We start from the raw sequence: 24,577 nt of genomic DNA, 5'->3' as shown, positions 1-24,577 counted from the left end.
AGGGTTAGGCTTGTTGCTTGGCCGCCTGCTCAAACAGCGCGCGGCGACGTAAAAAGGCGGCAGAAGGGGGGGCAATCACGATGACGCTGCGATCGCGGTTAATCTCCTGCCAGCGATGACAGGCAATCTGGCGGCCACCGCTCAGCACCTGGTTAATCGGTTCAAACTGACGGCAATCCGATGTCGCCCATGGGCAGCGTGTGTGAAAACGACAGCCACTGGGCGGATTGGCTGGATTGGGCAGATCGCCCTGCAACATCGGAATCTGGCGGCTGACACCCGGTTGCATCTGCGGCGCGGAGGCGATCAGCGCCTGGGTATAGGGGTGCAGCGGCGCGTCAAAAATCTCGTCCACGGTGGCGACTTCAACAATCTGGCCGAGATACATCACCGCCACGCGATCGCTCATGTGGCGAATCACCGCCAGACCGTGCGCCACGATGATCATCGTCAGGCCAAACTGCTGTTTCAGGCTTTCCAGCAGATTCACCACCTGCGCCTGCACGGAAACGTCTAAGGCGGAAACCGGCTCATCGCCCAGCAGCAATTTGGGTTGGGAGGCGAGGGCACGGGCGATGCCGATACGCTGACGCTGACCGCCGGAAAATTCGTGCGGATAACGCTCTGCCCAGGCAGCCGGTAAACCCACGGTGCGCAGTAACTCAGCGACGCGCGCATGGCGCGCCTCTCGGCTCAGTTTTTCATGCAGCCACAGCGGCTCGCCGACAATCTGTTGCACCGTCATACGCGGATTTAGTGAGGCAAAGGGGTCCTGAAAGATGATTTGCAGTTCGCGGCGCAGTTGATTCAGGCGTGCGCCGCTGGCATCGGTAATGCTTTCGCCCTGATAAAACACGTCTCCGGTACTGGCCGCCAGCAGACGTAGCAGCAAACGACCGAGGGTCGATTTACCCGACCCCGATTCGCCGACAATCGCCAGCGTCTCACCCGGCATCACCTGTAACGACACGCGATCAACCGCGGTGACGCCGCGATTGCGTTTGAACAGGCGGTTGGGTCCGGCAAAGGTTTTGCTTAAATCGCGGCACTCTAAAATCGGCTTCATGCGATCTCTCCCAACGAGACGTACTGTTCCAGCGGCGCGCGGAAACAGGCGACCTGATGATCGGTAGCCAGCGCACGCAGCGTCGGGCGGTTATGCTGGCAGCGGAGTTCGGCAAAGGGGCAACGGTTGGCAAAACGACACCCTGCGGGCATGTTTTCCGGTAATGGAACCTGGCCAGGAATGGTGGCCAGTGTGCCGCTGCGTGCGCTCAGGCTGGGAATCGATCCCATCAGGCCAATGGTGTACGGATGCTGGGGATCGTTAAAAATCGCTTCCACGCTGCCGGTTTCTACCACCTGACCGGCGTACATCACCGCCACACGCTGCGCGACTTCCGCCACCACGCCCAGGTCATGAGTAATCATCAATACGGCGGTGCCGGTTTCCTGCTTCAGGGTATTCAGCAGCGCCAGAATCTGTGCCTGAATGGTGACATCGAGTGCGGTGGTTGGCTCATCGGCAATCAGCAGCTTTGGATTGTTAATCAATGCCATGGCGATCATCACACGCTGACGCATGCCGCCAGAGAGCTGATGGGGATAGGCTTTGAGCCGCATTTCCGGGGCGGGAATCTGCACTTTTTGCAGGATGGTCAGCGCGGCTTCCATCGCCGTGCGGCGATTGACGCGGCGATGACGCATCACCGCTTCACTGAGCTGATCGCCGAGGGTGAAGGCCGGATTGAGCGAGGTCATCGGCTCCTGGAAAATCATCGCCAGCTGATTGCCGCGCAGGCTGGCGTAATCGCTGGCACTAAGATCGCGCAGGCTGCGCCCGTCGAACTGCATCTCGCCTTGTAAAATCTCAGCACTGGCGGGTTGCAGGCCCATCAATGTGAGTGAGGTGATGCTTTTGCCGCAGCCCGATTCCCCAACCAGTGCCAGCGTTTCACCCGCGTGCAGCGTCAGAGAGATATCGTCCAATACCGTAACGGGCGAACCGCGAAACTGCACGCGCAGGTTGCGAACGCTAAGCACCGGGTGATCGTTCATGGCGTCTCCTCCTGATGGTTGTAAAGCGCTTCAAGCAGCGCCTGTTGCAGTGCCAGTAAGTGTTCGCGCATCGCGGCAGCGGCTTCATGCGGCTGGCGTTGCGCGATGTGATTCACCAGGCGCTGATGATGGTCGTCATAGTTGTTGAGGCGGGCGGGGGTGCGTGCCTGTACGCGCAGATGCTGCCAACCTGGATCGCGGCGCACGGCATCCACGGCGTCGAACAGGCCCAGCATCAAGCGATTACCGGCGGCTTCCGCGATAGCGCGATGAAAGGCGCTGTCCCACAGTTCGTGCTGGTCGCCATCCTCCGGTGCCGTGATGCCATTCATGCGTTCCAGCAGGCGCTTCATCAGTGCAATCTGCTCTTTACTGGCGCGCAGGGCGGCCAGTCGCGCTAACCCTGGCTCCAGTTGCAAGCGCGCTTCCATCACTTCCAGCAGATTCGACTGCTGCGGTAGGTCGTGCAGTGCCAGCGGCTGCACCGGTGCAGCAGGACCAACAAAGGTGCCTTTACCCTGTTTGCGCCAGATGCGTCCCTCCTCTTCCAGCACATCTAGAGCACGGCGGATCTCACGGCGTCCGACGCCAAAACGCTCTGCCAGTTCACGTTCCGTGGGCAGCGCGCGGTCGGGCTGCTGCTCCTGTTGCTGGATCAGTTGACGCAGTTGCTCCAGAGCAGAACTGGAGTTGCGGGCGCTATCTGACGTGTGACTCATGATTGGTTCGCCTGTTTAAGCATCAGAAAAAGATCGGTAATCCCGGATTAACCAGCACTTTTACTGATGAAAGGCTGAGCAATCGGATTTATCAGCTTAGGCAAGAAGCGAACCAATATTGGATTGGTTCAAAAATGACAGGTACGTGACAGGAATAACCCTTTGAACAGTAAGTAAAAGTTTTTTCGGGCTTCGTTTAAAACTGCGAGGTGCATCAATATTCATGGTGGAAGTTGCGCTTCATGTTGGTGCGCTCACGCTGCATTGCTGTGCACGAGGCGAACCGTTCGAACTGGAAATAACGTGAATGATGTTGTTTTTCAATGAATTGAAATATTGGCACTTTTTTTGAATGTGTTTATGCAGATGCAGGAGCGATAGCGGGCAACCGATGTCGCCAGACAATTTGCAATGGGTCACTAGGGTTCCGGTCGAAAGATGCTGGTCCGAGAGTGACCGACCGTCCTCTGACGGTTACACGGCGGGACAAAAGCCCGGGAGGAAAGCGAGATCGTTGCTCGCCGCCTCCTGCTTTTATTTCGCCCGTTAACGCCAGAGGAACCATCATGATCAAAGCCTGCCTTCGCTTGCTGTTGCTTTGCACCGTCGCACTGTTCAGCGTCAATACGCTGGCCGCCGACAAACCCTCCTTCAAGATCTGTTGGTCCATTTACGCGGGCTGGATGCCATGGGATTTCGCCCAGCAGAGCGGCATCGTGAAAAAATGGGCCGATAAATACGGCATCGACATTCAGTTTGTGCAGGTCAACGACTACATCGAATCGGTGAATCAGTACACCGCCGGCGGCTTTGACGGCTGCACCATGACCAACATGGATGCCCTGACCATTCCTGCCACCGGCGGCGTGGACAGCACGGCGCTGATCGTCGGCGACTACTCCAACGGCAATGACGGTATTTTGCTGAAGGGCAAAGGCAACATTGCCTCGCTCAAAGGCAAGCCGATCAATCTGGTCGAACTCTCGGTCTCTCACTATCTGCTGGCGCGTGCGCTGGAGAAATCGGGCATGAGCGAGAAAGATGTCAAAGTGGTCAACACCGCCGATGCCGATCTGGTGGCGGCGTTTGGCACGTCTGACGTGCATTCCATCGTCACGTGGAACCCGCTGCTGGCCGAAGCGGAAAAGCAGCCAGACAGTCATTTAATCTTCTCTTCAGCACAAATCCCCGGCGAAATCCTTGATCTGCTGGTGGTGAATACCGCCACGCTGAAAAAGTATCCGCAGTTGGGCAAGGCGCTGACCGGTGCCTGGTATGAAACGCTGAAAACCATGTCCGGCGCGAGTGACAGCGCCAAAGCTGCGCGCACGCAAATGGCGCAGGCTTCCGGCACCGATCTGGCGGGCTTCGATCAGCAGCTGGCCGCCACTCACTTGTTCAGCGATGCCAAAACCACCCTCGATTTTGTCGACAGCCCGCAGTTGAAAGCCACCATGCAGCTGGTCGCAGAGTTCTCCTTCAAGCACGGTTTACTGGGTGAAGGCGCACCGAGTGCTGATGTGGTGGGCGTGGAAACGCCAGCAGGCAATTGGGGCGATACCAACAACCTGAAACTGCGCTTCACCGATGAGTTCACCAAACTGGCCGCTGCGGGTCAGCTTTAAGCGAGACGATGCCGATGCGTAAATTGATCAACTACCAACCGCTGCCGCTCGGTCGCCTGCTGCTAGGCATCCTGCCGCTGCTGGCGCTGCTGCTGGTCTATCTGTTCGCGTCGGATGCGCGTCTCAGCCTGAACGCCGCAGACAAACTGTTGCCAGGGTTTAACGCGATGGGGGACGCCATCAGTCGCATGGCGTTTCAGCCCAGCCCGCGCACCGGGGAATACCTGCTGTGGACCGACACCGCCGCCAGCCTGATGCGCCTGCTGAGCGGGGTGGCGATCAGCGCACTGCTGGCGCTGGCGATTGGCCTGTTCACCGGCGCGCTGCCGGTGGTGCGGGCAGTGCTGGCACCGCTGGTGACGGTAGTCGCGCTGGTGCCGCCGCTGGCGATTCTGCCGATTCTGTTTATCTGCTTTGGCCTCGGCGAAGTGTCGAAAGTGGTGCTGATCGTGATTGGTATTACCCCGCTGATTGCGCGCGATTTGCAGTTGCAGGTGGAGAAAATCCCGCGCGAGCAGCTGGTGAAAGCGCAGACGCTCGGTGGGCACAGCGCGCAGATTTTGTGGCGCGTGATCCTGCCGCAGATGATGCCGCGTCTGCTGGATGCGGTGCGTCTGTCGCTGGCGTCAGCGTGGTTGTTCCTGATTGCTGCTGAAGCGATCGCCGCCACCGAAGGGCTGGGGTATCGCATCTTCCTGATGCGCCGTTATCTGGCGATGGATGTGATTTTGCCTTACGTGGCGTGGATCGCGCTGCTGGCCTTTGTGCTCGACCTGCTGCTGCGGCTGATCAGCCGTCGCTGCTGGCCGTGGTATCACGCGAAATGATTCAGGAGCGAACCATGCCATTACTGCAACTGAAAAACCTCGAAAAACATTACGGCGATCAGGTGGTGCTGGAACGTCTCAACATCAACGTCGAGCAGGGCGAGTTTGTGGCGATTGTCGGGGCATCCGGCTGTGGCAAAACCACCTTCCTCAACATGCTGCTCGGCACCGAATCGCCGACCAAAGGCCAATTGCTGCTGGATGGCGAACCCATCCCCGACGAACCGGATGCCCATCGCGGCGTGGTATTCCAGCGCTATTCGGTGTTTCCCCATCTGACGGTGCTCGGCAACGTGATGCTGGCGGAAGAGTTCAGCAGCGCCCGCTGGCTGGGACGTGTGTGGGGAAAAAAGCGGCAGGCGATTCGTCAGCGTGCGCAGGCAATGCTGGCGCAGGTTGGCCTGGAGCATGCGCAAAACAAATACCCGCACCAGCTCTCGGGCGGCATGCAGCAACGCCTGGCGCTGGCACAGGCGCTGATGAAACAGCCGCGTATCCTGCTGCTTGATGAGCCGTTTGGTGCGCTCGATCCCGGTATCCGCAGTGAAATGCACCAGCTGATTACCCGCCTGTGGCAGCAGCACAACCTGACCATTTTTATGATCACGCATGACCTGAAAGAGGGCTTCAGCCTGGCTTCGCGCCTGCTGGTGTTCGACAAACTGCGTCATGACCCGCACGCGCCGCAAGCCTGGGGCGCGACTATCACTTACGACCTGCCGCTGGATCGCACACAGCCTGATGTTGCGCTGCCATCTGAGCCGCAGGTGGCTTAAAGGAGCACCACATGAATGCTTATCAAACCCTGTTACCGGCGGGATCGCACTGGTCGCTGGTGATGCGCAGCGGTACGGCGCTGACACTGACCGATATTGAAGGCGGTGCCAACGTCGGCATGCTGTTCTACAACCCGGAAAATCTGCTGGAGCGCTACAACGCGCCCGATACGCTGAAGTGCCAGCACACTTTCCGCCTGACGGCCGGGCACTGCCTTTATTCCGATATGGGGCGCATTTTTTGCGGCATCGAAGAAGACAGCTTCGGCTGGCATGAGAGCGTTTGCGGCACCTTGAATGCTGAGCACACTGCCGCACGCTTCGGCGCCAGCGACTATCAGCAGGCGCGCAATCTGCGCCATCAAAACGGCTACGACAGTTTCCTCGTCGAGCTGGCGAAATACGGCCTCGGCCAGCGAGATGTTGCCTCCTGCCTCAACCTGTTTGCCAGGGTGCGCGCCGATGATAACGGCACGCTGCAACTGGAGCAGCAGGGTGCACCTGGCGCACAGGTGCGGCTGCGCTTCGCCATGGACACGCTGGTGATCCTACACACCTGCCCGCATCCGCTGAATGTAAGCAGCGAATATCCGCGCCAGCCGGTGCAGATCGCACTGGACGCCCAGCGCGCGCCGCTGCCGGACATTTGCCTGGCGCGTGCCGAAAACCAGCGCGGACTGCGCAACAACACACTCTATCAGCTGCAAGGAGAAATCTGATGATCACTGAAAGCTTACTCAATTCCGCCGAAGCGCCATTCCAGCAGCAGGTGAACGCCGGTGATTACTGGCTGCAGCGCATCGAAGCGGGCCAGACCTTGCGTATCACCGATCTGGAAGGGAATCAGGCTGCCGATACCCTGTTCTTCAACGGCGACGACACTGCCGAGCGCTACAGCATGAGCGATACGCTGCGCGGGCAAAAGAATGTGTTCCTCAGTGCGGGCAGCGTGCTGCGCTCCAACGCCGATCGCCCGATGCTGACGATTACCGCTGATACCTGTGGTCGCCACGATACGCTGGGCGGGGCCTGTTCCTGTGAGAGCAACACCGTGCGTTACGATCTGGAGAAGCGCCATATGCATTCCTGCCGTGACAGCTGGATGCTGGCGGTGGCCGAGAAGCCAGAATTTGGCCTGACGCGTCGCGATATCACCCACAACATCAACTTCTTTATGAACGTGCCGGTGACGCACGACGGTGGTTTGACCTTCGCCGATGGCATTTCTGCACCGGGTAAATACGTCGAGATGGTGGCGGAGATGAATATCCTGGTGCTGATCTCCAACTGCCCGCAGCTCAACAACCCCTGTAACGGTTACAACCCGACGCCGATCTTAGTCAGCGTGTGGTGAATCTTTGACGCAACGGGACGACCCGTTTTTAAGCCGTCATTGTCCCTGCAGGACGACCTGCCGTAATAAGAGATTTCACTCATGATTGATCGCGTATTGATTGCCAACCGTGGCGCGATTGCTGTGCGCATCATCCGTACCCTGCAAGCGATGAACATCCGCGCGATTGCGGTGTATGCCGAAGCCGATCGCCACGCGCGCCATGTGCGACTGGCCGATGAAGCCTGGTCGCTGGGCGAGGGGCAGGTGCGAGACACTTATCTCAATCAGCAAAAAATACTGGAAATTGCCGCACAGAGCGGGGCGCAGGCAGTGCATCCCGGTTACGGTTTCCTCAGCGAAAATCCCGAGTTTGTGACGCGCTGTGAAGCGGCCGGCGTGCAGTTCCTCGGGCCGAGTGCCGGGCAGATGGGCGCGTTCGGTTTAAAACATCGTGCGCGTGCGCTGGCACAGGAGAATCAGGTGCCGCTGCTGCCGGGCAGTGGTTTGCTGACTTCGCTGGACGAAGCGCGAATGATGGCAGAGGAGATTGGCTATCCGGTGATGCTGAAAAGCACCGCCGGTGGCGGCGGTATTGGCATGCAGCGCTGTGATGATGCCGAACAGCTCAATGCGGCGTTTACGCGTGTTAAACGACTGGCAGGCAATAATTTCGCCGACGATGGCGTATTTTTAGAGAAGTTTATCGCCCGTGCGCGCCACATCGAAGTGCAGATTTTTGGCGATGGGGCTGGCAACGTGATTGCCCTTGGCGAGCGTGACTGCTCTGCTCAGCGCCGCAACCAAAAAGTGCTGGAAGAGACGCCCGCGCCGGGGTTGAGCGAGGCAGTGCGCGCCGAGCTACAAGCAACTGCGGTGCGACTGGTGCGTGCGGTCAACTACCGCAGCGCGGGCACCGTGGAGTATGTCTACGATGATGCCAGCCAGCAGTTCTGGTTTCTTGAAGTGAACACCCGTTTGCAGGTGGAGCACGGCGTCACTGAAATGGTGTATGGCGTGGATTTGGTACGCTGGATGGTGGAGCTGGCGCAACAAACGTTGCCGCCGCTGCACACCTTATCGACCGAAGCGCAAGGCCATGCGATTCAGGTGCGCCTGTACGCTGAAGATCCGGCCAAACAGTTCCAGCCCAGTGCCGGTTTGCTCAGTCACGTCCAGTTCCCGACGGAAAGTGAGGACGCCACGCTGCGCATTGACAGCAGCGTGGAAACCGGCATGGAAGTATCGCCGTTCTACGATCCGATGCTGGCGAAAGTGATTGTGCATGCGGCCAGCCGTGAGGTGGCATTGCGCAGTCTGGCACAGGTGCTGGACGCCACCGAGCTGTACGGTATCGAAACCAATCTGCTGTGGTTGCGCCATCTCTGTTCCCTGCCGGAAGTGCAGCAGGGCCGCATCATCACCGCCACGTTGGGCGGCGTGCAGTGGCAACCGCCCACGCTGGATATCCTCAGCGGCGGCACCTTGACCACGGTGCAGGATGCGCCTGGCCGTGTCGGTTACTGGCATGTCGGTGTGCCGCCGTCTGGCCCGTTTGACAGCCGCGCGTTCCAATTGGGTAATCGCTTATTGAATAACGACGCGCAGGCGGCGGGGCTGGAGATTACCTTACGCGGTCCCACGCTGCGTTTTAATCAGGCGTGCAGTTTTGTTCTGACCGGCGCACCGATTGCCGCGCAGCTGGATCTGCAGCCGTTAACGATGCATCAGATTGTCACCGCGCAGGCCGGGCAAACCCTGACGCTGGGCGATGTGAGAGAAGGGTGCCGCAGCTATCTGCTGCTGGCGGGCGGCTTGAATACGCCGCGCTATCTTGGCAGCCGCAGCACCTTTACGCTCGGCAAGTTTGGCGGTCACGCCGGGCGGGCTTTGCGGGCGGGCGATGTATTGCATCTTGCCGAACCGCAGGTGCTGGCAACGGCAGACTTGCCTCGCGAGTTGGTGCCGGAACTCAACGGCGAATGGCAGCTGCGGGTGATTTACGGCCCGCACGGCGCACCGACCTTCTTTACCGATGATGACATCGAGGCGTTCTTTGCCGCCGAGTGGCAGGTGCATTATAACTCCAGCCGTACCGGCATTCGCCTGATCGGACCGAAACCGACCTGGGCGCGCAGCGACGGCGGTGAAGCGGGCATGCATCCTTCCAATATTCACGACAACGCCTATGCCTTTGGCACGGTGGATTTTACCGGCGATATGCCGGTGATCCTCGGCCCGGACGGTCCTTCGCTCGGTGGCTTTGTCTGCCCGGCCACGGTGATCGAAGCCGATCTGTGGAAGCTGGGACAGCTCAAAGCAGGGGATCGCGTGCGCTTCCTGCCGATCGATCTCAGCAGTGCGGATCAACTGGCGCAGGCAGAGCGTGAAGCGATCATCAAACTGCAATCCGTACCGCTTACAGTGAACGCTGCGCTGCCCCTTATTGATCCACTATTGCACCATCAGGCGGCAGAAAATGGCCGCCCATCGCTCAGTGTGCGTGCAGCAGGTGACCGTTTTCTGCTGGTAGAGTATGGCGATTTGATGCTGGATATCGCCCTGCGTTTCCGCGTGCACGCGCTGATGCAACAGCTGGAAGCCCATTCTCTGCCGGGTCAGCTGGAATTAACGCCGGGCATCCGTTCGCTACAGGTGCATTACGACGCACAACACTGTGTGAGAAGTGAGCTGTTGGCGCAAATTTTGCACATTGATCATGCGCTGGGCGACCTCAGCGAGGCCGCTGTGCCCTCGCGTACTGTGTGGTTACCGCTCAGCTGGGACGATGCGGCCTGCCGTGAGGCGATAACCCGCTACAGTCAGTCGGTACGCCCCAATGCGCCGTGGTGCCCTAGCAATATAGAATTTATCCGCCGCATCAATGGTCTGGCCAGCATTGATGAGGTGAAGGAGATCGTGTTCAGCGCCGCCTATCTGGTGATGGGGCTGGGCGATGTCTATCTCGGTGCGCCCGTGGCGACGCCGCTCGACCCGCGTCATCGCCTGGTGACCACGAAGTACAATCCGGCGCGCACCTGGACAGCAGAAAACTCGGTAGGTATTGGCGGCGCTTACATGTGCGTCTATGGCATGGAAGGGCCGGGCGGTTATCAGTTTGTCGGGCGCACCATGCAGATGTGGAACCGCGATCGACAAACCTCGGCCTTCACACAGCCGTGGCTGCTGCGCTTCTTTGATCAAATCCGTTTTTATCCGGTCAGCGCCGAGGAATTGCTCAGCATTCGCGAGCGTTTCCCGTGGGGTGACTATCCGCTGCGGAGCGAAGAGGGCGAATTCCGCCTTGCAGATTATCAGGCGATGCTGGTGGAGCAGGCGGAGGAAATCGACGCCTTCCAGCAGCAACGTCAGCAGGCTTTTGACTGTGAACTGGCGTGCTGGCGAGCAGAAGGGCAATTCACCTTCGACAGTCAGCTGCAGGAACAGAGTATTGAAGAGATTACGGTGCCTGCAGGGTGTAGCCCGGTAGAGAGCCTGGTGGCGGGCAGCGTGTGGCAATGGTTGGTTGACGAAGGCAGTGAGATTGAAGCGGGTGCCACGGTAGGCATTCTCGAATCTATGAAGATGGAAATCCCGATCGTGGCGCCAGTCAGTGGAAAAATCCATAGTTTCTATCGGCAGGCTGGGCAGCAAGTGCAGGCGGGTCAGTTACTTATGGTGATCGATCCTTCTGCGGCATAAGTAAGAATAAAAAATAATCAGTAATCAGGCAGCAAAGCCGGGGATTTGACCCATAATTAGTAACCCGGCTGATTGTTGCATTGCCATGACATCTTTTCGCAGTGTGCAACAGGCTGTGTCCCGTAACGGTTTAATAAAAAATCGAAAAGACCGCTGCGGGATACAGCCTGACTTGGCCGGGTTTCAGCGCCTGGTGGCGCTTACCTCTCTACTTTCACGTGCTTCATAGTGAGTTTTTAAGGAGTTCTCTATGGAAATAAAAGATCCAATGGTCGAGTTATTGAGTAGCCTTGAGCAGATTGTTTTGACACGTGATGCACAGCCTTCCGTATCAGAAATTACACTCAACGCAGTATCCGTTCCCGAGCCACAGCGTTTACGCGAAATGACCGGCATGCAGGTGGATGAGTTCGCCCGCGTGATGGGGGTGAGCGTTTCATCTGTAAAAAGTTGGGAGGCGCAACGCACGCGCCCATCCGCTACGGCACGTAAACTGATGAAACTGCTGCAAGCGAATCCCTACCTGGGGCGGCAGTTGCTCGAGTAAAAAGACTATCGGTTCTCTGACCCGCCTGCACGGCGGGTTTTTTTTAGCTCAATCCGCCGTATTTCGCCGCCTGTTTCACAAACCAACTCTCTGGCACGCTGTGTGGTGGCTGCGCCAACTGATCAATGCCTTGCTGAATGATCTGCTCTGCCTGCTGCCACAATTGCGGATCGCCTTGATTCAACAACTGAATCTGGATCTGTTTTTCAATCAGGTAGATACGTGCAAAGTCGGGATCGAAATGCACAATGGCGCGGGTGTTGTCGATGATATCGGCCAGCTTGATGGTTTGCGCATCGGGACAGGCTTCGGCGGTATGGCGGAAGTGCGCCAGTTTGCGGGCGGCGCGGTTTTTCGCCTCGGGCTGCGCGCTGTCAGTCAGCATGTCGACCAACTGCGCGACGCGCTGTCCAAAATGGCTTTCAATGTCCTGTAACGTGCTCGGGGTATCTTCCACGGTGTCATGCAGCCAGGCGGCGGCAATCATCTGTTCATCATCGGTGACGCTGCGCACCAGTTCGGCCACCGCAGCTGGGTGCACTATGTAAGGCTCATCGGTGTATTTGCGACGCTGACCCGCAGCAGCATGTGCCTGCGTGGCATAACGGCGCGCTTGCTCTTCCAGTGAATCACGCATCTTTAACACTCCGGAATAAAGTTGCTTGCAATTATCTAGCGCGCTATCTATATTGAATCGCATGAACAGTAATCAAGATGACAAAAAAGTGCAGCAGACGCCACTCCAGGTTGATCAACACCTCTGCTTCGCGCTCTATTCGGCGAATCTGGCGATGCACAAAGTCTATCGCCAGCTGCTGGCTGAGCTGGAGATTACCTATCCGCAATACCTGGTGATGCTGGTGCTGTGGAATCAGGATGATGTGACCGTAACGGAGATTGGCGAGCAGCTTTTCCTTGATTCAGCCACGCTGACGCCGCTGCTGAAACGCTTAGAAGCCGCTGGTTTGTTACGCCGTCAGCGTTCGCGTCGCGATGAGCGCCAGGTGGTGGTGACCCTGACAGATGAAGGTCGTGCGCTGCGTGAACGAGCACAAAACATTCCCGAGGCGGTACGCTGTGCCACCGCCTGTGACGATGACACCTTGATTGCTTTGAAAAATCAGCTGGACGATTTGCGCACCAATCTTAACCGCGCCAAATAAAGCATTTTGGATGTCGCCAACGCGGCATCCTGGATATCAACGTCAAAACTGCGCATAGATATATAGTGCGCGATTATATAGCGAATAGTGAGGTTAATATGTCTTTAGATAAAGTTGTTTATACCGCAAAAGCCAAAGCCACCGGCGGCCGTGATGGTCGTGCGACTTCGTCTGACAACGTGCTGGATGTGAAACTGGGCGTGCCAAAAGAGATGGGCGGCGCAGGCGGCGAAGTCACTAACCCAGAGCAGCTGTTCGCCGCGGGTTACTCAGCGTGCTTCCTCGGTGCGATGAAGTTTGTGGCTGGCCGTGACAAAATCACCATGCCAAAAGATGCGTGGATTGAAGGCGAAGTCGGTATCGGCCCAATTCCAACCGGTTTTGGTATCGAAGCTAAACTGAACATCCACCTGCCAGAGATGGATGCAGCCGAAGCGCAGAAACTGGTGGATGCGGCACACATTGTTTGCCCGTACTCTAACGCCACGCGCGGCAACATTGATGTGACTCTGAATATCATCAACTAAGGTCGCTGCCAGTCCAAAGAGAGGCTCCATCAGGGGCCTTTTATCATTTTATGGGGTCAGATCAATTATTGTCTGGTCTTACCATTGGTTAAATGTTCTACTGCTGCGCTGCATGCGCCTTCATTGCCGTTCCGGTTCAGATTCGTCCCGTTCCTGCTCGTTGCTTGCGCTTTTCTCGCTCACGGACGAACTCTATTGACTTTAAATAGTCCCATTTAAGGTTGGTTTATTGACACCGGGTCAGGAATGAATAAGTAAATGAATTATATCAAAACGTTAACGCAGCAAAAGCTGTCGCTGTTGCTTGCGCTCTATCTCGGCATCTTGTTGAATTTGCCAATTTTTTATCGCCGATTTGACGGCTTCCTAACGAAATCCACCCTCTCTAACTGGCTTTCTGCGGTCGCAGAAGTGACCGCTGCGGTGCTGCTGACGTTTTTCCTGATGCGTCTGCTATCGCTGGGCGGTAAGTGGGTTTATCGCATCCTTGCCACGTTAACCGTGGTAATTTCCGTGGCTGCCGCCTATTACATGGCTTTCTTTAATGTGGTGATCGGCTACGGCATCGTGGCCTCAGTGATGACCACTGATGTCGATCTCTCTAAAGAAGTGGTCGGCATGCGCTTTGTGCTGTGGATGGTGCTGGTCAGCGCGCTGCCGCTGCTGCTGATTTGGCGTAATAACCTTAGCCAGACCTTGATTGAGCAATTGAAAACGCCGGGCCAGCGTCTGAAGCCTGCGCTGATCATGCTGTTGAGCGTAGCGCTGGTGTGGTTGCCGATTCGCTACTTCGACAAACTGCAAAAAGTGAATGAAGAGATCACCAATATCGACCTGCCAAGTTACGGCGGGGTGGTGGCGCACTCGTATTTGCCTTCTAACTGGATTGCGGCGCTAGGTCTGTTTGCCTGGACCAAAGTCGATGAAGAGATGGATGGGGCGGAACTGCTCGATCCAGCGAAGAAGTTTACTTACGTGGCACCGCCGGGCATTGATGATACCTATGTGGTGTTTGTGATTGGCGAGACCACGCGCTGGGACCACATGGGTTTGCTGGGCTATGACCGCGATACCACGCCGAAGCTTTCTAAAGAGAAAAACCTGGTGGCGTTCCGCGGTGAGTCTTGCGATACCGCCACTAAGCTGTCGCTGCGCTGCATGTTCGTGCGCGAGGGCGGCACCATGGATAATCCTGGCCGCACGCTGAAAGAGCAGAACGTTTTTGCGGTGATGAAGGAGCTGGGCTTTACCTCTGAGCTGTTCGCCATGCAGAGTGAAGTGTGGTTCTACGATAACGCCGATGTGAATAATTTCTCGTTCCGTGAGCAGATTGGTTCTGAGAAGCGTAATCAGGGTAAAGCGGTGGATGACATGCTGCTGGTGCCAGAACTGCAGGCCTCGCTGCAACGTTTCCCGAAAGGTAAGCATCTGGTGGTGTTGCACACTAAGGGTTCGCATTATCTGTATTCACAGCGCTATCCGCGCAGCTTCGCCCGTTATCAGCCGGAATGTATGGGCGTGGATGAGACCTGTAGTAAAGCGCAGTTGATCAATGCTTATGACAACTCGATTCTTTACGTCGATACCATGCTGGATAGCGTGCTCGATCAGTTGCGTGATAAGAAGGCGATTGTGTTTTATGCCGCCGATCATGGTGAGTCGATCAGCGATAATATGCACTTACACGGCACGCCGCGTGAGATGGCGCCGCCGGAGCAGTTCCGCGTGCCGATGATGGTTTGGGCCTCTGATAAATATCTCGAAGATCCCACCAACCGCAGTAACTTCGAGCGTTTGCAGGCGCAGCAGCGCGTAGGGAAAACCCATCGTCATGTTGAGTTGTTCGATACCATTTTAGGCTGCCTGGGCTACAGTTCGCCGGATGGCGGGATTAAAGCGGCGAATAACTGGTGTCAGGCACCAGCGGCGACGCCTGCTAAAGCGTTGTAAGGGTTTTCTGGAAGGTGTTGAGCGGCTGGGCTTTTTGCGGCGCTGTTTGCTTTCCAGGCGATCGGGCGGATTTTACGGAAAAGGGATTGACGCTCCCAAGGGGGAGCAGTAATATTCGCCCCCATCGGCGAGTAGCGCAGCTTGGTAGCGCAACTGGTTTGGGACCAGTGGGTCGGAGGTTCGAATCCTCTCTCGCCGACCATATTTGAAGAAACCTGCTTGAAAAAGCAGGTTTTTTTTCGTCTGTCGATCGTGGAATCTGTGCAGTCACGGTGGAACACGCTCTTGTGCGGGGCTTCAAAAGCGGAACCGGTGCAGTCAGGAGTGAATACGCTCTTGTGCGGGGTTTCAAAAGCGAAACCGGTGCAGCCAGGAGTGAATACGGGGCCGCTGCGTAAAGTCGCTGTCTCGTCCCTGATCGCTCGACACACGCCATCCCTGGCGTGTAACGCTTTACTCCGCGGCCCCGCATTCCCTCCTTCGTTTGATTCTGTGCTTGCTTTAGGAAGCGAACATTCGGCTTTGTGTTTGTTGCCAGGGGCGGAGTTGTTAAGTTTGTGCGGGGTTTTAAAAGCGGAACCGGTGCAGTCAGGAGCAAATACGGGGCCGCTGCGTAAAGTCGCTGTCTCGTCCCTGATCGCTCGACACACGCCATCCCTGGCGTGTAACGCTTTACTCCGCGGCCCCGCATTCCCTCCTTCATCTGATTCTGTGCGCGCTTTTGGAAGTGAACATTTGGCTTTGTGCGTGCTGTCATAAAGAAAACATGCTGTTGCTTAGATGCGTGCTGTTTTTCAAAACAGCGGCATCATTGCTGATGAGCGATGGGAAGGCGGCTCGGGGAGCAAAGCGTTCGCCGCAGGGATGCGGCGACCGAGGCTACAGGGATGTATTTACGCCGTCTTTGCGATCGAGCCGCCTTCCCTGAGCAGCGCACCATTTAAAAGCGATGCTGTTTGCACCTAACCTTAGAATTCACCCATCCCATCCGACAAATCACATTTACCCGCCATTATTCCCACTTTACCGACTCGACCCCTCACGCAATCAACCCTGCACGCTTAATTCGCGACACATTCTTCTTATGACCGATTAATGCTTTTTGCTGATTTCTTATGCCATTACACCAGCATATTTCGCTGCCTGAACGTCATAACGCACGGCGAATCGTTCAGTTATTCGACATTTACCAATAACTTTTGTGTGTTTTTTAGCGGTGATAATCACTGTCATTTGACTGTATAGCCAGACAATCACGCGGCATTGCGCGCTTTATCACCTTTTTAAATTTTGGCTCAGCGCAATAACCCTGTTTTTTATCGTTGCTTGCACTTACTCACACTCTGTGTAAATAACCCCACCTTGTATTGACGTTCTTTGCAACTGTTGACAAATTGATGCGTCAATAACATGCAGAGTAGGGCGATTCTGAGGAGCCATTGGCTATCGGATGACAAAAAAAACCACTCGCATGCTGCCCGAACCGCATAAAAAAATTCAGAGGTCGGGCGACGCACACAACATCACATCACAATGGAGCAAAACATGATCAACTCCCTGGCTAAATCCAGGATGCTGAAGGTCGGTCTTAGCCTGATTGCTATGACTGTTGCCGCGGGTGTCCAGGCGAAAACCCTCGTATATTGTTCAGAAGGTTCGCCGGAAGGCTTCAACCCACAGCTCTTCACATCGGGTACCACTTACGATGCCAGCTCCGTGCCGATCTACAACCGTCTGGTTGAGTTCAAAACCGGTACTACCGAGCTGCAGCCTGGCCTGGCTGAAAAATGGGACGTTAGCGAAGATGGTAAAACCTATACCTTCCATCTGCGTAAAGGCGTGAAGTGGCAAACCACCAAAGACTTTAAGCCAACGCGTACCTTCAACGCTGACGACGTCGTGTTCTCCTTCGAGCGCCAGCTCGACAAAAACAACAAGTACCACGGTGTATCGGGCGGCAGCTACGAATACTTTGAAGGTATGGATATGCCGAAGCTGATCGAGAAAATCGAGAAAGTTGACGACTACACCGTACGCTTCACCCTGAGCCGTCCTGAAGCACCGTTCATTGCTGACCTCGGCATGGACTTCGCCTCGATCCTGTCAAAAGAGTATGCGGACAACATGCTGAAAGCCGGCACGCCAGAGAAGCTGGACCTCAATCCAGTGGGCACCGGTCCATTCGTGCTGCAGCAGTATCAGAAAGATTCACGCATTCTGTATAAAGCCAACCCGGACTTCTGGGGCACCAAGCCGAAGATTGATCGTCTGGTGTTCTCTATCACGCCTGATGCGTCTGTGCGTTACGCCAAACTGCAGAAGGGTGAGTGCCAGGTGATGCCGTACCCGAACCCGGCTGACATCGCCAGCATGAAGAAAGATGACAAAATTAACCTGATGGAGCAGCCTGGTCTGAACGTCGGTTACCTGTCATTCAACACCGAGAAAAAACCGCTGGATAACGTGAAAGTGCGTCAGGCACTGACCATGGCGGTGAACAAACAAGCCATCATCGACGCTGTGTATCAGGGCGCTGGCCAGGCCGCGAAAAACCTGATCCCACCAACAATGTGGGGCTACAACGACGATGTGAAAGATTACGCTTACGATCCTGCCAAAGCGAAAGAGCTGCTGAAAGAAGCCGGCATGCCGGATGGTTTCTCTATCGACCTGTGGGCGATGCCGGTACAGCGTCCTTACAACCCGAACGCCCGTCGTATGGCGGAAATGGTTCAGGCTGACTGGGCGAAAATTGGCGTGAAAGCCAAGATCGTCACCTTCGAGTGGGGCGAGTACCTGAAACGCGCCAAAGCCGGTGAACACCAGACTGTCATGATGGGCTGGACCGGTGACAATGGGGATCCGGACAACTTCTTCGCCACCCTGTTTAGCTGTGCCGCCGCCAAAGACGGCTCTAACTACTCACGCTGGTGCTACAAGCCGTTTGAAGATCTGATTCAGCCTGCACGTGCTGAAGCCGATCACAACAAACGTATTGAGCTCTACAAACAGGCTCAGGTAGTGATGCATGACCAGGCTCCGGCGCTGATTATTGCTCACTCCACCGTGTATGAGCCGGTGAGCAAGAAAGTGACTGGCTATGTGGTTGATCCATTAGGTAAACATCACTTCGAAAACGTCGATATCCAGGAATAACCTTTCGGATTATCGCGGTCTGGGCCAGCGCTGCTGGCCCTCGGGCGGCACCTTTGCCGCCCGGTCTCCGCACTTTTTTTCCGGCTAATTTCTTATATTGAAGCGCTTCTTGCGTCGCGTCCGGCATTGTCGGCTGCGTGTTGTGAGCAATGTAGTCCCTGGCGGCAACGCCACGGGAAATGACTGAGAATCCGGCTTATGCTGCAATTCATACTCCGACGTCTGGGCCTTGTCATCCCAACGTTCATCGGTATTACCTTACTGACCTTTGCGTTTGTCCATCTGATCCCCGGTGACCCGGTGCTGATCATGGCTGGCGAACGCGGTATCTCTCCCGAGCGTCACGCCCAGCTGATGGCCCAATTTGGCCTCGACCAGCCGATGTGGAAACAGTACATCACCTACATTAATGGTGTGCTGCACGGCGATCTCGGCATCTCGCTGAAAAGCCGCATCCCGGTATGGGATGAGTTCGTCCCTCGTTTCAAAGCCACGCTGGAACTCGGCATCTGCGCGATGCTCTTCGCGATTGCGGTGGGCATTCCGGTTGGCGTGCTGGCGGCGGTAAAACGCGGTTCGGTGTTTGACCACACTGCAGTGGGCATCTCCCTGACCGGTTACTCCATGCCGATTTTCTGGTGGGGCATCATGCTGATCATGCTGGTATCGGTGCAGCTCAACCTGACACCGGTATCCGGGCGTGTCAGTGACACGATTTTCCTTGATGACAGCCACCCACTCACCGGTTTTATGCTGATTGATACGCTGCTGTGGGGTGAAGAGGGCGATTTCAAAGATGCGGTGATGCACATGATTTTGCCGGCCATTGTGCTGGGCACTATCCCGCTGGCGGTGATCGTGCGTATGACGCGTTCTTCAATGCTGGAAGTGCTGGGTGAAGATTATATCCGCACTGCGCGCGCTAAAGGCCTGACGCGTATGCGCGTCATCGTAGTGCATGCACTGCGCAACGCGATGCTGCCGGTGGTAACGGTTATCGGTTTACAGGTCGGCACCCTGCTGGCCGGTGCGATTCTGACAGAAACCATCTTCTCGTGGCCGGGACTGGGTCGCTGGCTAATCGAAGCATTGCAGCGCCGTGACTATCCGGTGGTGCAGGGCGGCGTGTTGCTGGTGGCAATTCTGATCATCGTGGTCAACCTGCTGGTTGATCTGTTGTACGGCGTGGTCAATCCGCGCATTCGACATAAGAAATAAGGGGGGCATCATGACAACTGTTGATCCCGCAAGCGTAAGCGCTGCACCCAAGCCGATGACCCCGATTCAGGAATTCTGGCACTACTTCAAACGCAATAAAGGCGCGGTGATTGGCCTGGTTTACATCATTCTGATGCTGCTGATCGCCATCTTCGCCGATGTGCTGGCGCCGCATGCGCCGTCAGAGCAGTTCCGTGATGCGCTGCTGCATCCGCCGGTGTGGCAGGAAGGCGGCAGCTGGAAATTTATCTTTGGCACCGATGACGTGGGCCGTGATGTGCTGTCACGCCTGATGTTCGGCGCACGTTTATCGCTGCTGGTTGGCTGTCTGGTGGTAGTGCTGTCGCTGATCCTTGGCGTGGTGTTTGGTCTGATGGCAGGTTACCTCGGCGGCGTCGTCGACGCGGTGATCATGCGTCTGGTGGATATCATGCTGGCGCTGCCAAGCCTGCTGCTGGCATTGGTGCTGGTGGCGATTTTTGGTCCGTCGATTGTCAACGCCTCGCTGGCGATCACCTTCGTCGCGCTGCCGCACTATATCCGTCTTACGCGTGCTGCGGTGCTGGTGGAAGTGAATCGCGATTACGTCACCGCCTCCAGCGTGGCGGGTGCCGGTACGCTGCGCCAGATGTTCGTCAATATTCTGCCTAACTGCCTGGCACCGCTGATCGTGCAGGCGTCATTAGGTTTCTCCAACGCCATCCTCGATATGGCGGCGTTGGGCTTTCTCGGAATGGGGGCGCAACCGCCAACGCCGGAGTGGGGCACCATGCTCTCCGACGTGTTGCAGTATGCGCAAAGTGCCTGGTGGGTGGTGACGTTCCCTGGTGTCGTCATCCTGCTCACCGTGCTGGCATTCAACCTCATGGGCGATGGTTTGCGTGATGCACTCGACCCGAAACTCAAGCAGTAAAGAGGCACCGAGATGGCACTATTAAATGTAGAAAAACTGTCGGTGCACTTCGGCGACGAAAAAACACCGTTCCGTGCAGTAGACCGTATCAGCTACCAGGTTGAACAAGGCCAGGTGGTGGGGATTGTGGGTGAATCCGGCTCGGGTAAGTCGGTCAGCTCGCTGGCGATTATGGGCCTGATTGATTATCCCGGTCGTGTGATGGCGGAAAAGCTGGAGTTCAACCAGCGCGACTTGCAGAAGATCTCTGAAAAAGAGCGCCGCCAGTTGGTGGGCGCAGAAGTGGCGATGATCTTCCAGGACCCGATGACCAGCCTCAACCCGTGCTACACCGTGGGCTTCCAGATCATGGAAGCGCTGAAGGTGCATCAGGGCGGCAGCAAAAGCACGCGCCGTCAGCGTGCTATCGACCTGCTGGATCAGGTCGGTATTCCCGATCCGGCCTCTCGTCTTGATGTTTATCCGCATCAGTTGTCGGGCGGTATGAGCCAGCGCGTGATGATCGCGATGGCGATCGCCTGCAAACCCAAGCTGCTGATTGCTGATGAACCGACAACTGCACTGGATGTGACCATTCAGGCGCAAATCATCGAACTGCTGCTGGAGTTGCAGAAGCAGGAGAACATGGCGCTGATCCTGATTACCCACGATTTGGCGCTGGTGGCAGAAGCCGCGCAGCACATCATCGTGATGTACGCCGGACAGGTGGTGGAAAGCGGGAAAGCGGTGGATATCTTCAAAGCCCCGCGTCATCCCTACACCCAAGCGCTGCTGCGCGCGTTGCCGGAGTTTGCCGCAGATAAAGCGCGTCTGGCTTCGCTGCCGGGTGTGGTGCCGGGCAAATATGATCGTCCTACCGGCTGTCTGCTCAATCCGCGCTGTCCGTATGTGACCGAACGCTGCCGTCGTGAAGAACCTGAACTGCGTGACATTCCGGGTCGCCAGTCTAAATGCCATTTCCCACTGGATGATGCCGGGAGACCGACTTATGAGTCTTGATAACACTAAGCAGGATTACCTGCTGCAGGCGATCGACCTGAAAAAACACTACCCGGTGAAGAAAGGGCTGTTTGGCCAGGAGCGTCTGGTGAAAGCGCTGGATGGCGTCTCGTTCAACCTTGAACGCGGCAAAACGCTGGCGGTGGTCGGTGAGTCGGGCTGTGGTAAATCCACACTTGGTCGCTTGCTGACCATGATTGAAACGCCAACCGAGGGCCAGCTCTACTGGCATGGTCAGGATTTGCTGAAGCACGATCCGCAGGCGCAAAAGCTGCGTCGTCAGAAAATCCAGATCGTGTTCCAGAACCCGTATGGCTCACTCAATCCGCGTAAGAAAATCAGCCAGATTCTCGAAGAGCCGTTATTGATTAACACTTCGCTGAGTAAAGCGGAACGCCGTGAGAAGACGCTGGAGATGATGGCGAAGGTGGGCCTGAAAACCGAGCACTACGATCGCTATCCGCATATGTTCTCCGGTGGTCAGCGTCAGCGTATCGCCATTGCGCGTGGTTTGATGCTCGATCCCGATGTGCTGATTGCCGATGAACCGGTTTCTGCGCTCGACGTTTCCGTACGTGCGCAGGTGCTGAACCTGATGATGGATTTGCAGCAGGATTTGGGTTTGTCGTATGTGTTCATTTCTCATGATTTGTCGGTGGTGGAGCATATCGCTGACGAAGTGATGGTGATGTATTTAGGTCGTTGCGTTGAGCGCGGCGGTAAAGAGGCCATTTTCAGCAATCCGCGTCATCCTTATACGCAGGCCTTGTTGTCAGCCACGCCACGTTTGAATCCAGATGAGCGTCGTGAAAGGATTAAATTGACCGGCGAACTGCCAAGTCCACTCAATCCGCCGCCGGGCTGTGCGTTTAACGCGCGCTGCCGCCGCCGCTTTGGTACCTGCGTCCAGTTGCAGCCCAAACTTAAGCAATATGGCGAGCAGCAAATTGCCTGTTTCGCGGTGGATCAGGACGAGAATCAGCCAGTGGGCGTGTAATTAACAACGCCAGAAATGAATGAAGGCTCCTGCGGGAGCCTTTATTTTTTCCTGCGTTATACTTCAGGAATGCTAACAAGAAAAATGTTTCTGCCAGAACCGCCAGGAAATGTATTACTCCAGTGCATCAGTAATCGATTGGTCCTGATTAGGAGGGAGAATCGTTAAGGCAAATTCTGAATAGCGTCAGGATTATGTGAGTGTAATCACACAGCTGTTAAATCCGTAACTTGAACCACTTTCTCATCATATCAGTAGCTTAGGTGAATGTTTTTGCCGTTATTATTTCAGTTAATCGATATTAATAAATCTCCGGCCTTAAATATCTGCACGCTTTTTGCATTGCCAGATTTTCAATCATATTGATAAAAGTCTTTTGTTGAATACGCCGTTTTTATAATCAGAATTCTCTCACTCTCTTTTAATGTGTGTGATATATTCGCGGAAAATTCCCTCCCGCTTTTACAGGCTCTGATCATGAAGAATTACGACGATCTGCAGCGTTTTAAAGAAAAGACCAAAACGCTTGATATCGCTTTTAAGGACATGTCTGGGCAATCGCAGGAAGCGGATCACAGCCAGTGGGCGATCATACGCCAATTAGCGAACGATAATGAGCCAGACCTGGGTAGCGGCCAACGTATTGATCTGCCACAGCCACAGCCGATTCGCGGCAATGAGTTCAGCGCGCCCGCAGCGCCGATGCAGAGTGCGCCAGCAGCAATTTCCTCTGCGGCCAGCTCTTCACGCAGTTCAATTCCCGACAGCCTGGCGGCCACTGCGCCTACAGAACCTGCGCCATCCACGCCGCCTGCGGGAGTCTCATCACTTTTCCCGCCTGCACCAGCGGCTAAACCGGCGCCTTCTGTGATCTCACAGGCACCGAAAGCGACCCATGTTGAGCGGCAGGCCACGACGTCGCTGTTTCCACCGCCGCCAGCGAAACCGGCGGCTGCACCTTTATCTGCATCCGCACCTATCGCTGCGGTACCTACCGTGACGCCGGCTCCCGCACCTGTAGCGAACCCTGCTCCAGCGCCTTTAGACTCACCGATTGCCGCGACATCGGCTGAAGCGCCGCAGGCTACAACAACGTTCAGTGCGCCCGCGTCTACCTTCACCGCTCCGGTTGAACCGGCGCGTCCGGCAGCTTCTGCACCCTCACGTTTTGGTGCCCTGTTCCGCTCGCGTGCGACGGAACCTGCTCATCTTTCAAAAGAAACACCCTTAAAACCGCTATTGGAGAAGATTGCGCTATGCCGTTAGTTTGTGTGTGCTCGCCAAAAGGGGGAGTAGGGAAAACCACCATGGCGGCCAACCTTGCATGGAGCCTGGCTCGCGCTGGCAGCAAGGTGTTGGCAATCGATTTCGATGTCCAGAACGCCTTGCGTCTGCATTTTGGTGTGCCACTGCACGATGGTCGCGGCTTTGTTGCGCGTTCTGAAGAGCAGGCTGACTGGAGCCAATCCATCCTCACCACCGGCGGTAATATTTTCGTCATGCCTCATGGCGATGTGACCGAAGATCAGCGTGAGCGTTTTGAAGAGAACCTGATTAAAGATCCGCATTTCCTGCGCCGCGGTCTGGACACAGTTTTAAATTATCCGGGACTGGTGATTATTGCCGATTTCCCGCCAGGCCCTGGTCCTGCACTTAAAGCCATGGCCGCTTTGGCCGATATGCATCTAGTGGTGATGCTGGCAGATACCGCCTCGGTCTCTTTACTGCCGCAAATTGAAAATGACCGCATGATAGGTAAGCCGCTCAATAATAAGCGTGGTCACTATTTCGTACTTAATCAAAGTGACAATCGCCGCAATATTAGTCGCGAAGTCACCGGCTTTATGCAGCAGCGTTTGGGCGAAAATTTATTAGGCGTGGTGCATCGTGATGAAAGCGTCGCGGAAGCCAATGCTTCACAACAATCAGTTTATGATTTCAGCCCGGCATCAGCCGCAGCCTTTGATATTGAACTGGTGGCGAAGCGCGTAGCCAATATCCTGAATATTACTGTGGGTAACGGTGAAGTTCAGGCACCTATCCGCAGCCATTATTAATCGCCAGGCA

Annotated in this window: 21 protein-coding genes, 1 tRNA gene and 1 riboswitch; of the genes, 18 read left to right on the top strand and 4 right to left on the bottom strand. The window is 56.0% G+C overall.

What is annotated here, in order from left to right:
• Nucleotides 1–4: 4 nt before the first annotated feature.
• The 3 genes from QMZ65_RS13480 to QMZ65_RS13470 are packed head-to-tail and all read right to left on the bottom strand — an operon-like array spanning nucleotide 5 to nucleotide 2,777.
• Nucleotides 5–1,066: an ABC transporter ATP-binding protein gene (locus QMZ65_RS13480; protein WP_058961107.1), complete on the bottom strand. Its 1,062-nt coding sequence runs from the start codon at nucleotides 1,064–1,066 to the stop codon at nucleotides 5–7.
• Nucleotides 1,063–2,058 carry an ABC transporter ATP-binding protein gene (locus QMZ65_RS13475; protein ID WP_160833345.1) on the bottom strand — a complete coding sequence of 332 codons (996 nt, stop codon included), beginning with the start codon at nucleotides 2,056–2,058 and terminating at the stop codon, nucleotides 1,063–1,065. The genes QMZ65_RS13480 and QMZ65_RS13475 overlap by 4 nt, the downstream gene beginning before the upstream one ends.
• Nucleotides 2,055–2,777 (bottom strand): FadR/GntR family transcriptional regulator, encoded by a 723-nt coding sequence (locus QMZ65_RS13470; RefSeq protein WP_160833346.1) that lies wholly within the window; start codon nucleotides 2,775–2,777, stop codon nucleotides 2,055–2,057. The genes QMZ65_RS13475 and QMZ65_RS13470 overlap by 4 nt, the downstream gene beginning before the upstream one ends.
• Before the next feature lie 408 nt (nucleotides 2,778–3,185).
• Nucleotides 3,186–3,280, top strand: a riboswitch (guanidine-I (ykkC/yxkD leader).
• 63 nt (nucleotides 3,281–3,343) lie between these two features.
• Here QMZ65_RS13470 and QMZ65_RS13465 point away from each other — a divergent pair.
• The 7 genes from QMZ65_RS13465 to QMZ65_RS13435 all read left to right on the top strand — a co-directional run bounded on the left by QMZ65_RS13465 (nucleotide 3,344) and on the right by QMZ65_RS13435 (nucleotide 11,587).
• Nucleotides 3,344–4,402, top strand: a complete 1,059-nt coding sequence (locus QMZ65_RS13465; RefSeq protein WP_058961101.1) for a putative urea ABC transporter substrate-binding protein — start codon at nucleotides 3,344–3,346, stop codon at nucleotides 4,400–4,402.
• Nucleotides 4,403–4,416: 14 nt separating this feature from the next.
• Entirely contained in the window at nucleotides 4,417–5,229 is an 813-nt protein-coding gene (locus QMZ65_RS13460) for an ABC transporter permease (RefSeq protein WP_058961099.1), read from the top strand.
• A gap of 14 nt (nucleotides 5,230–5,243) precedes the next feature.
• A complete protein-coding gene (locus QMZ65_RS13455) occupies nucleotides 5,244–6,005 on the top strand; it encodes an ABC transporter ATP-binding protein (RefSeq protein ID WP_097118480.1) in 762 nt (253 codons plus the stop codon).
• An 11-nt stretch (nucleotides 6,006–6,016) separates the two neighbouring features.
• The gene (locus QMZ65_RS13450) at nucleotides 6,017–6,724 is read left to right on the top strand and encodes an urea amidolyase associated protein UAAP1 (RefSeq protein WP_283216169.1); all 708 of its coding nucleotides are present in this window, start codon (nucleotides 6,017–6,019) and stop codon (nucleotides 6,722–6,724) included.
• The gene (locus QMZ65_RS13445) at nucleotides 6,724–7,359 is read left to right on the top strand and encodes an urea amidolyase associated protein UAAP2 (RefSeq protein WP_160833348.1); all 636 of its coding nucleotides are present in this window, start codon (nucleotides 6,724–6,726) and stop codon (nucleotides 7,357–7,359) included. Before QMZ65_RS13450 ends, QMZ65_RS13445 begins: the two co-directional genes overlap by 1 nt.
• 81 nt (nucleotides 7,360–7,440) lie before the next feature.
• On the top strand, nucleotides 7,441–11,040 hold the full coding sequence (gene uca, locus QMZ65_RS13440; protein WP_283216168.1) for an urea carboxylase: 3,600 nt from the start codon (nucleotides 7,441–7,443) through the stop codon (nucleotides 11,038–11,040).
• 250 nt (nucleotides 11,041–11,290) lie between these two features.
• Nucleotides 11,291–11,587 carry an HTH-type transcriptional regulator gene (locus QMZ65_RS13435; protein ID WP_034827767.1) on the top strand — a complete coding sequence of 99 codons (297 nt, stop codon included), beginning with the start codon at nucleotides 11,291–11,293 and terminating at the stop codon, nucleotides 11,585–11,587.
• A gap of 43 nt (nucleotides 11,588–11,630) precedes the next feature.
• Here QMZ65_RS13435 and QMZ65_RS13430 read toward each other — a convergent pair whose 3' ends face one another.
• Nucleotides 11,631–12,224 (bottom strand): HD domain-containing protein, encoded by a 594-nt coding sequence (locus QMZ65_RS13430; protein ID WP_045815024.1) that lies wholly within the window; start codon nucleotides 12,222–12,224, stop codon nucleotides 11,631–11,633.
• Between the two features lie 61 nt (nucleotides 12,225–12,285).
• On the opposite strand from QMZ65_RS13430, the gene QMZ65_RS13425 reads away from it, so the two are divergent.
• From QMZ65_RS13425 to bcsQ, 11 genes are all read left to right on the top strand, one after another.
• On the top strand, nucleotides 12,286–12,750 hold the full coding sequence (locus QMZ65_RS13425; protein WP_211728857.1) for a MarR family winged helix-turn-helix transcriptional regulator: 465 nt from the start codon (nucleotides 12,286–12,288) through the stop codon (nucleotides 12,748–12,750).
• A gap of 98 nt (nucleotides 12,751–12,848) precedes the next feature.
• Entirely contained in the window at nucleotides 12,849–13,277 is a 429-nt protein-coding gene (locus QMZ65_RS13420) for an organic hydroperoxide resistance protein (RefSeq protein WP_034827959.1), read from the top strand.
• A 258-nt stretch (nucleotides 13,278–13,535) separates the two neighbouring features.
• Nucleotides 13,536–15,227, top strand: a complete 1,692-nt coding sequence (eptB, locus tag QMZ65_RS13415; protein ID WP_097118486.1) for a kdo(2)-lipid A phosphoethanolamine 7''-transferase — start codon at nucleotides 13,536–13,538, stop codon at nucleotides 15,225–15,227.
• 125 nt (nucleotides 15,228–15,352) lie between these two features.
• Nucleotides 15,353–15,429 (top strand) — tRNA-Pro (locus tag QMZ65_RS13410).
• Between the two features lie 1,343 nt (nucleotides 15,430–16,772).
• The gene (gene dppA / locus QMZ65_RS13405; RefSeq protein ID WP_034827775.1) at nucleotides 16,773–18,383 is read left to right on the top strand and encodes a dipeptide ABC transporter periplasmic-binding protein DppA; all 1,611 of its coding nucleotides are present in this window, start codon (nucleotides 16,773–16,775) and stop codon (nucleotides 18,381–18,383) included.
• A gap of 198 nt (nucleotides 18,384–18,581) precedes the next feature.
• Nucleotides 18,582–19,601: a dipeptide ABC transporter permease DppB gene (dppB, locus tag QMZ65_RS13400; RefSeq protein WP_034827777.1), complete on the top strand. Its 1,020-nt coding sequence runs from the start codon at nucleotides 18,582–18,584 to the stop codon at nucleotides 19,599–19,601.
• Between the two features lie 10 nt (nucleotides 19,602–19,611).
• Nucleotides 19,612–20,514 (top strand): dipeptide ABC transporter permease DppC, encoded by a 903-nt coding sequence (gene dppC / locus QMZ65_RS13395; protein ID WP_034827779.1) that lies wholly within the window; start codon nucleotides 19,612–19,614, stop codon nucleotides 20,512–20,514.
• 12 nt (nucleotides 20,515–20,526) lie between these two features.
• Nucleotides 20,527–21,513 carry a dipeptide ABC transporter ATP-binding protein gene (gene dppD / locus QMZ65_RS13390; protein WP_038643846.1) on the top strand — a complete coding sequence of 329 codons (987 nt, stop codon included), beginning with the start codon at nucleotides 20,527–20,529 and terminating at the stop codon, nucleotides 21,511–21,513.
• The gene (dppF, locus tag QMZ65_RS13385; RefSeq protein WP_160833351.1) at nucleotides 21,503–22,510 is read left to right on the top strand and encodes a dipeptide ABC transporter ATP-binding subunit DppF; all 1,008 of its coding nucleotides are present in this window, start codon (nucleotides 21,503–21,505) and stop codon (nucleotides 22,508–22,510) included. The genes dppD and dppF overlap by 11 nt, the downstream gene beginning before the upstream one ends.
• Before the next feature lie 477 nt (nucleotides 22,511–22,987).
• On the top strand, nucleotides 22,988–23,776 hold the full coding sequence (gene bcsO / locus QMZ65_RS13380) for a cellulose biosynthesis protein BcsO (RefSeq protein ID WP_160833352.1): 789 nt from the start codon (nucleotides 22,988–22,990) through the stop codon (nucleotides 23,774–23,776).
• Nucleotides 23,767–24,567 carry a cellulose biosynthesis protein BcsQ gene (gene bcsQ / locus QMZ65_RS13375; protein ID WP_160833353.1) on the top strand — a complete coding sequence of 267 codons (801 nt, stop codon included), beginning with the start codon at nucleotides 23,767–23,769 and terminating at the stop codon, nucleotides 24,565–24,567. The genes bcsO and bcsQ overlap by 10 nt, the downstream gene beginning before the upstream one ends.
• Nucleotides 24,568–24,577: the final 10 nt, after the last annotated feature.

The sequence above is a fragment of the Pantoea sp. EABMAA-21 genome (assembly GCF_030053335.1).
Taxonomy (GTDB): domain Bacteria; phylum Pseudomonadota; class Gammaproteobacteria; order Enterobacterales; family Enterobacteriaceae; genus Pantoea; species Pantoea communis.
This window is presented reverse-complemented; position numbering and strand designations above follow the sequence as displayed.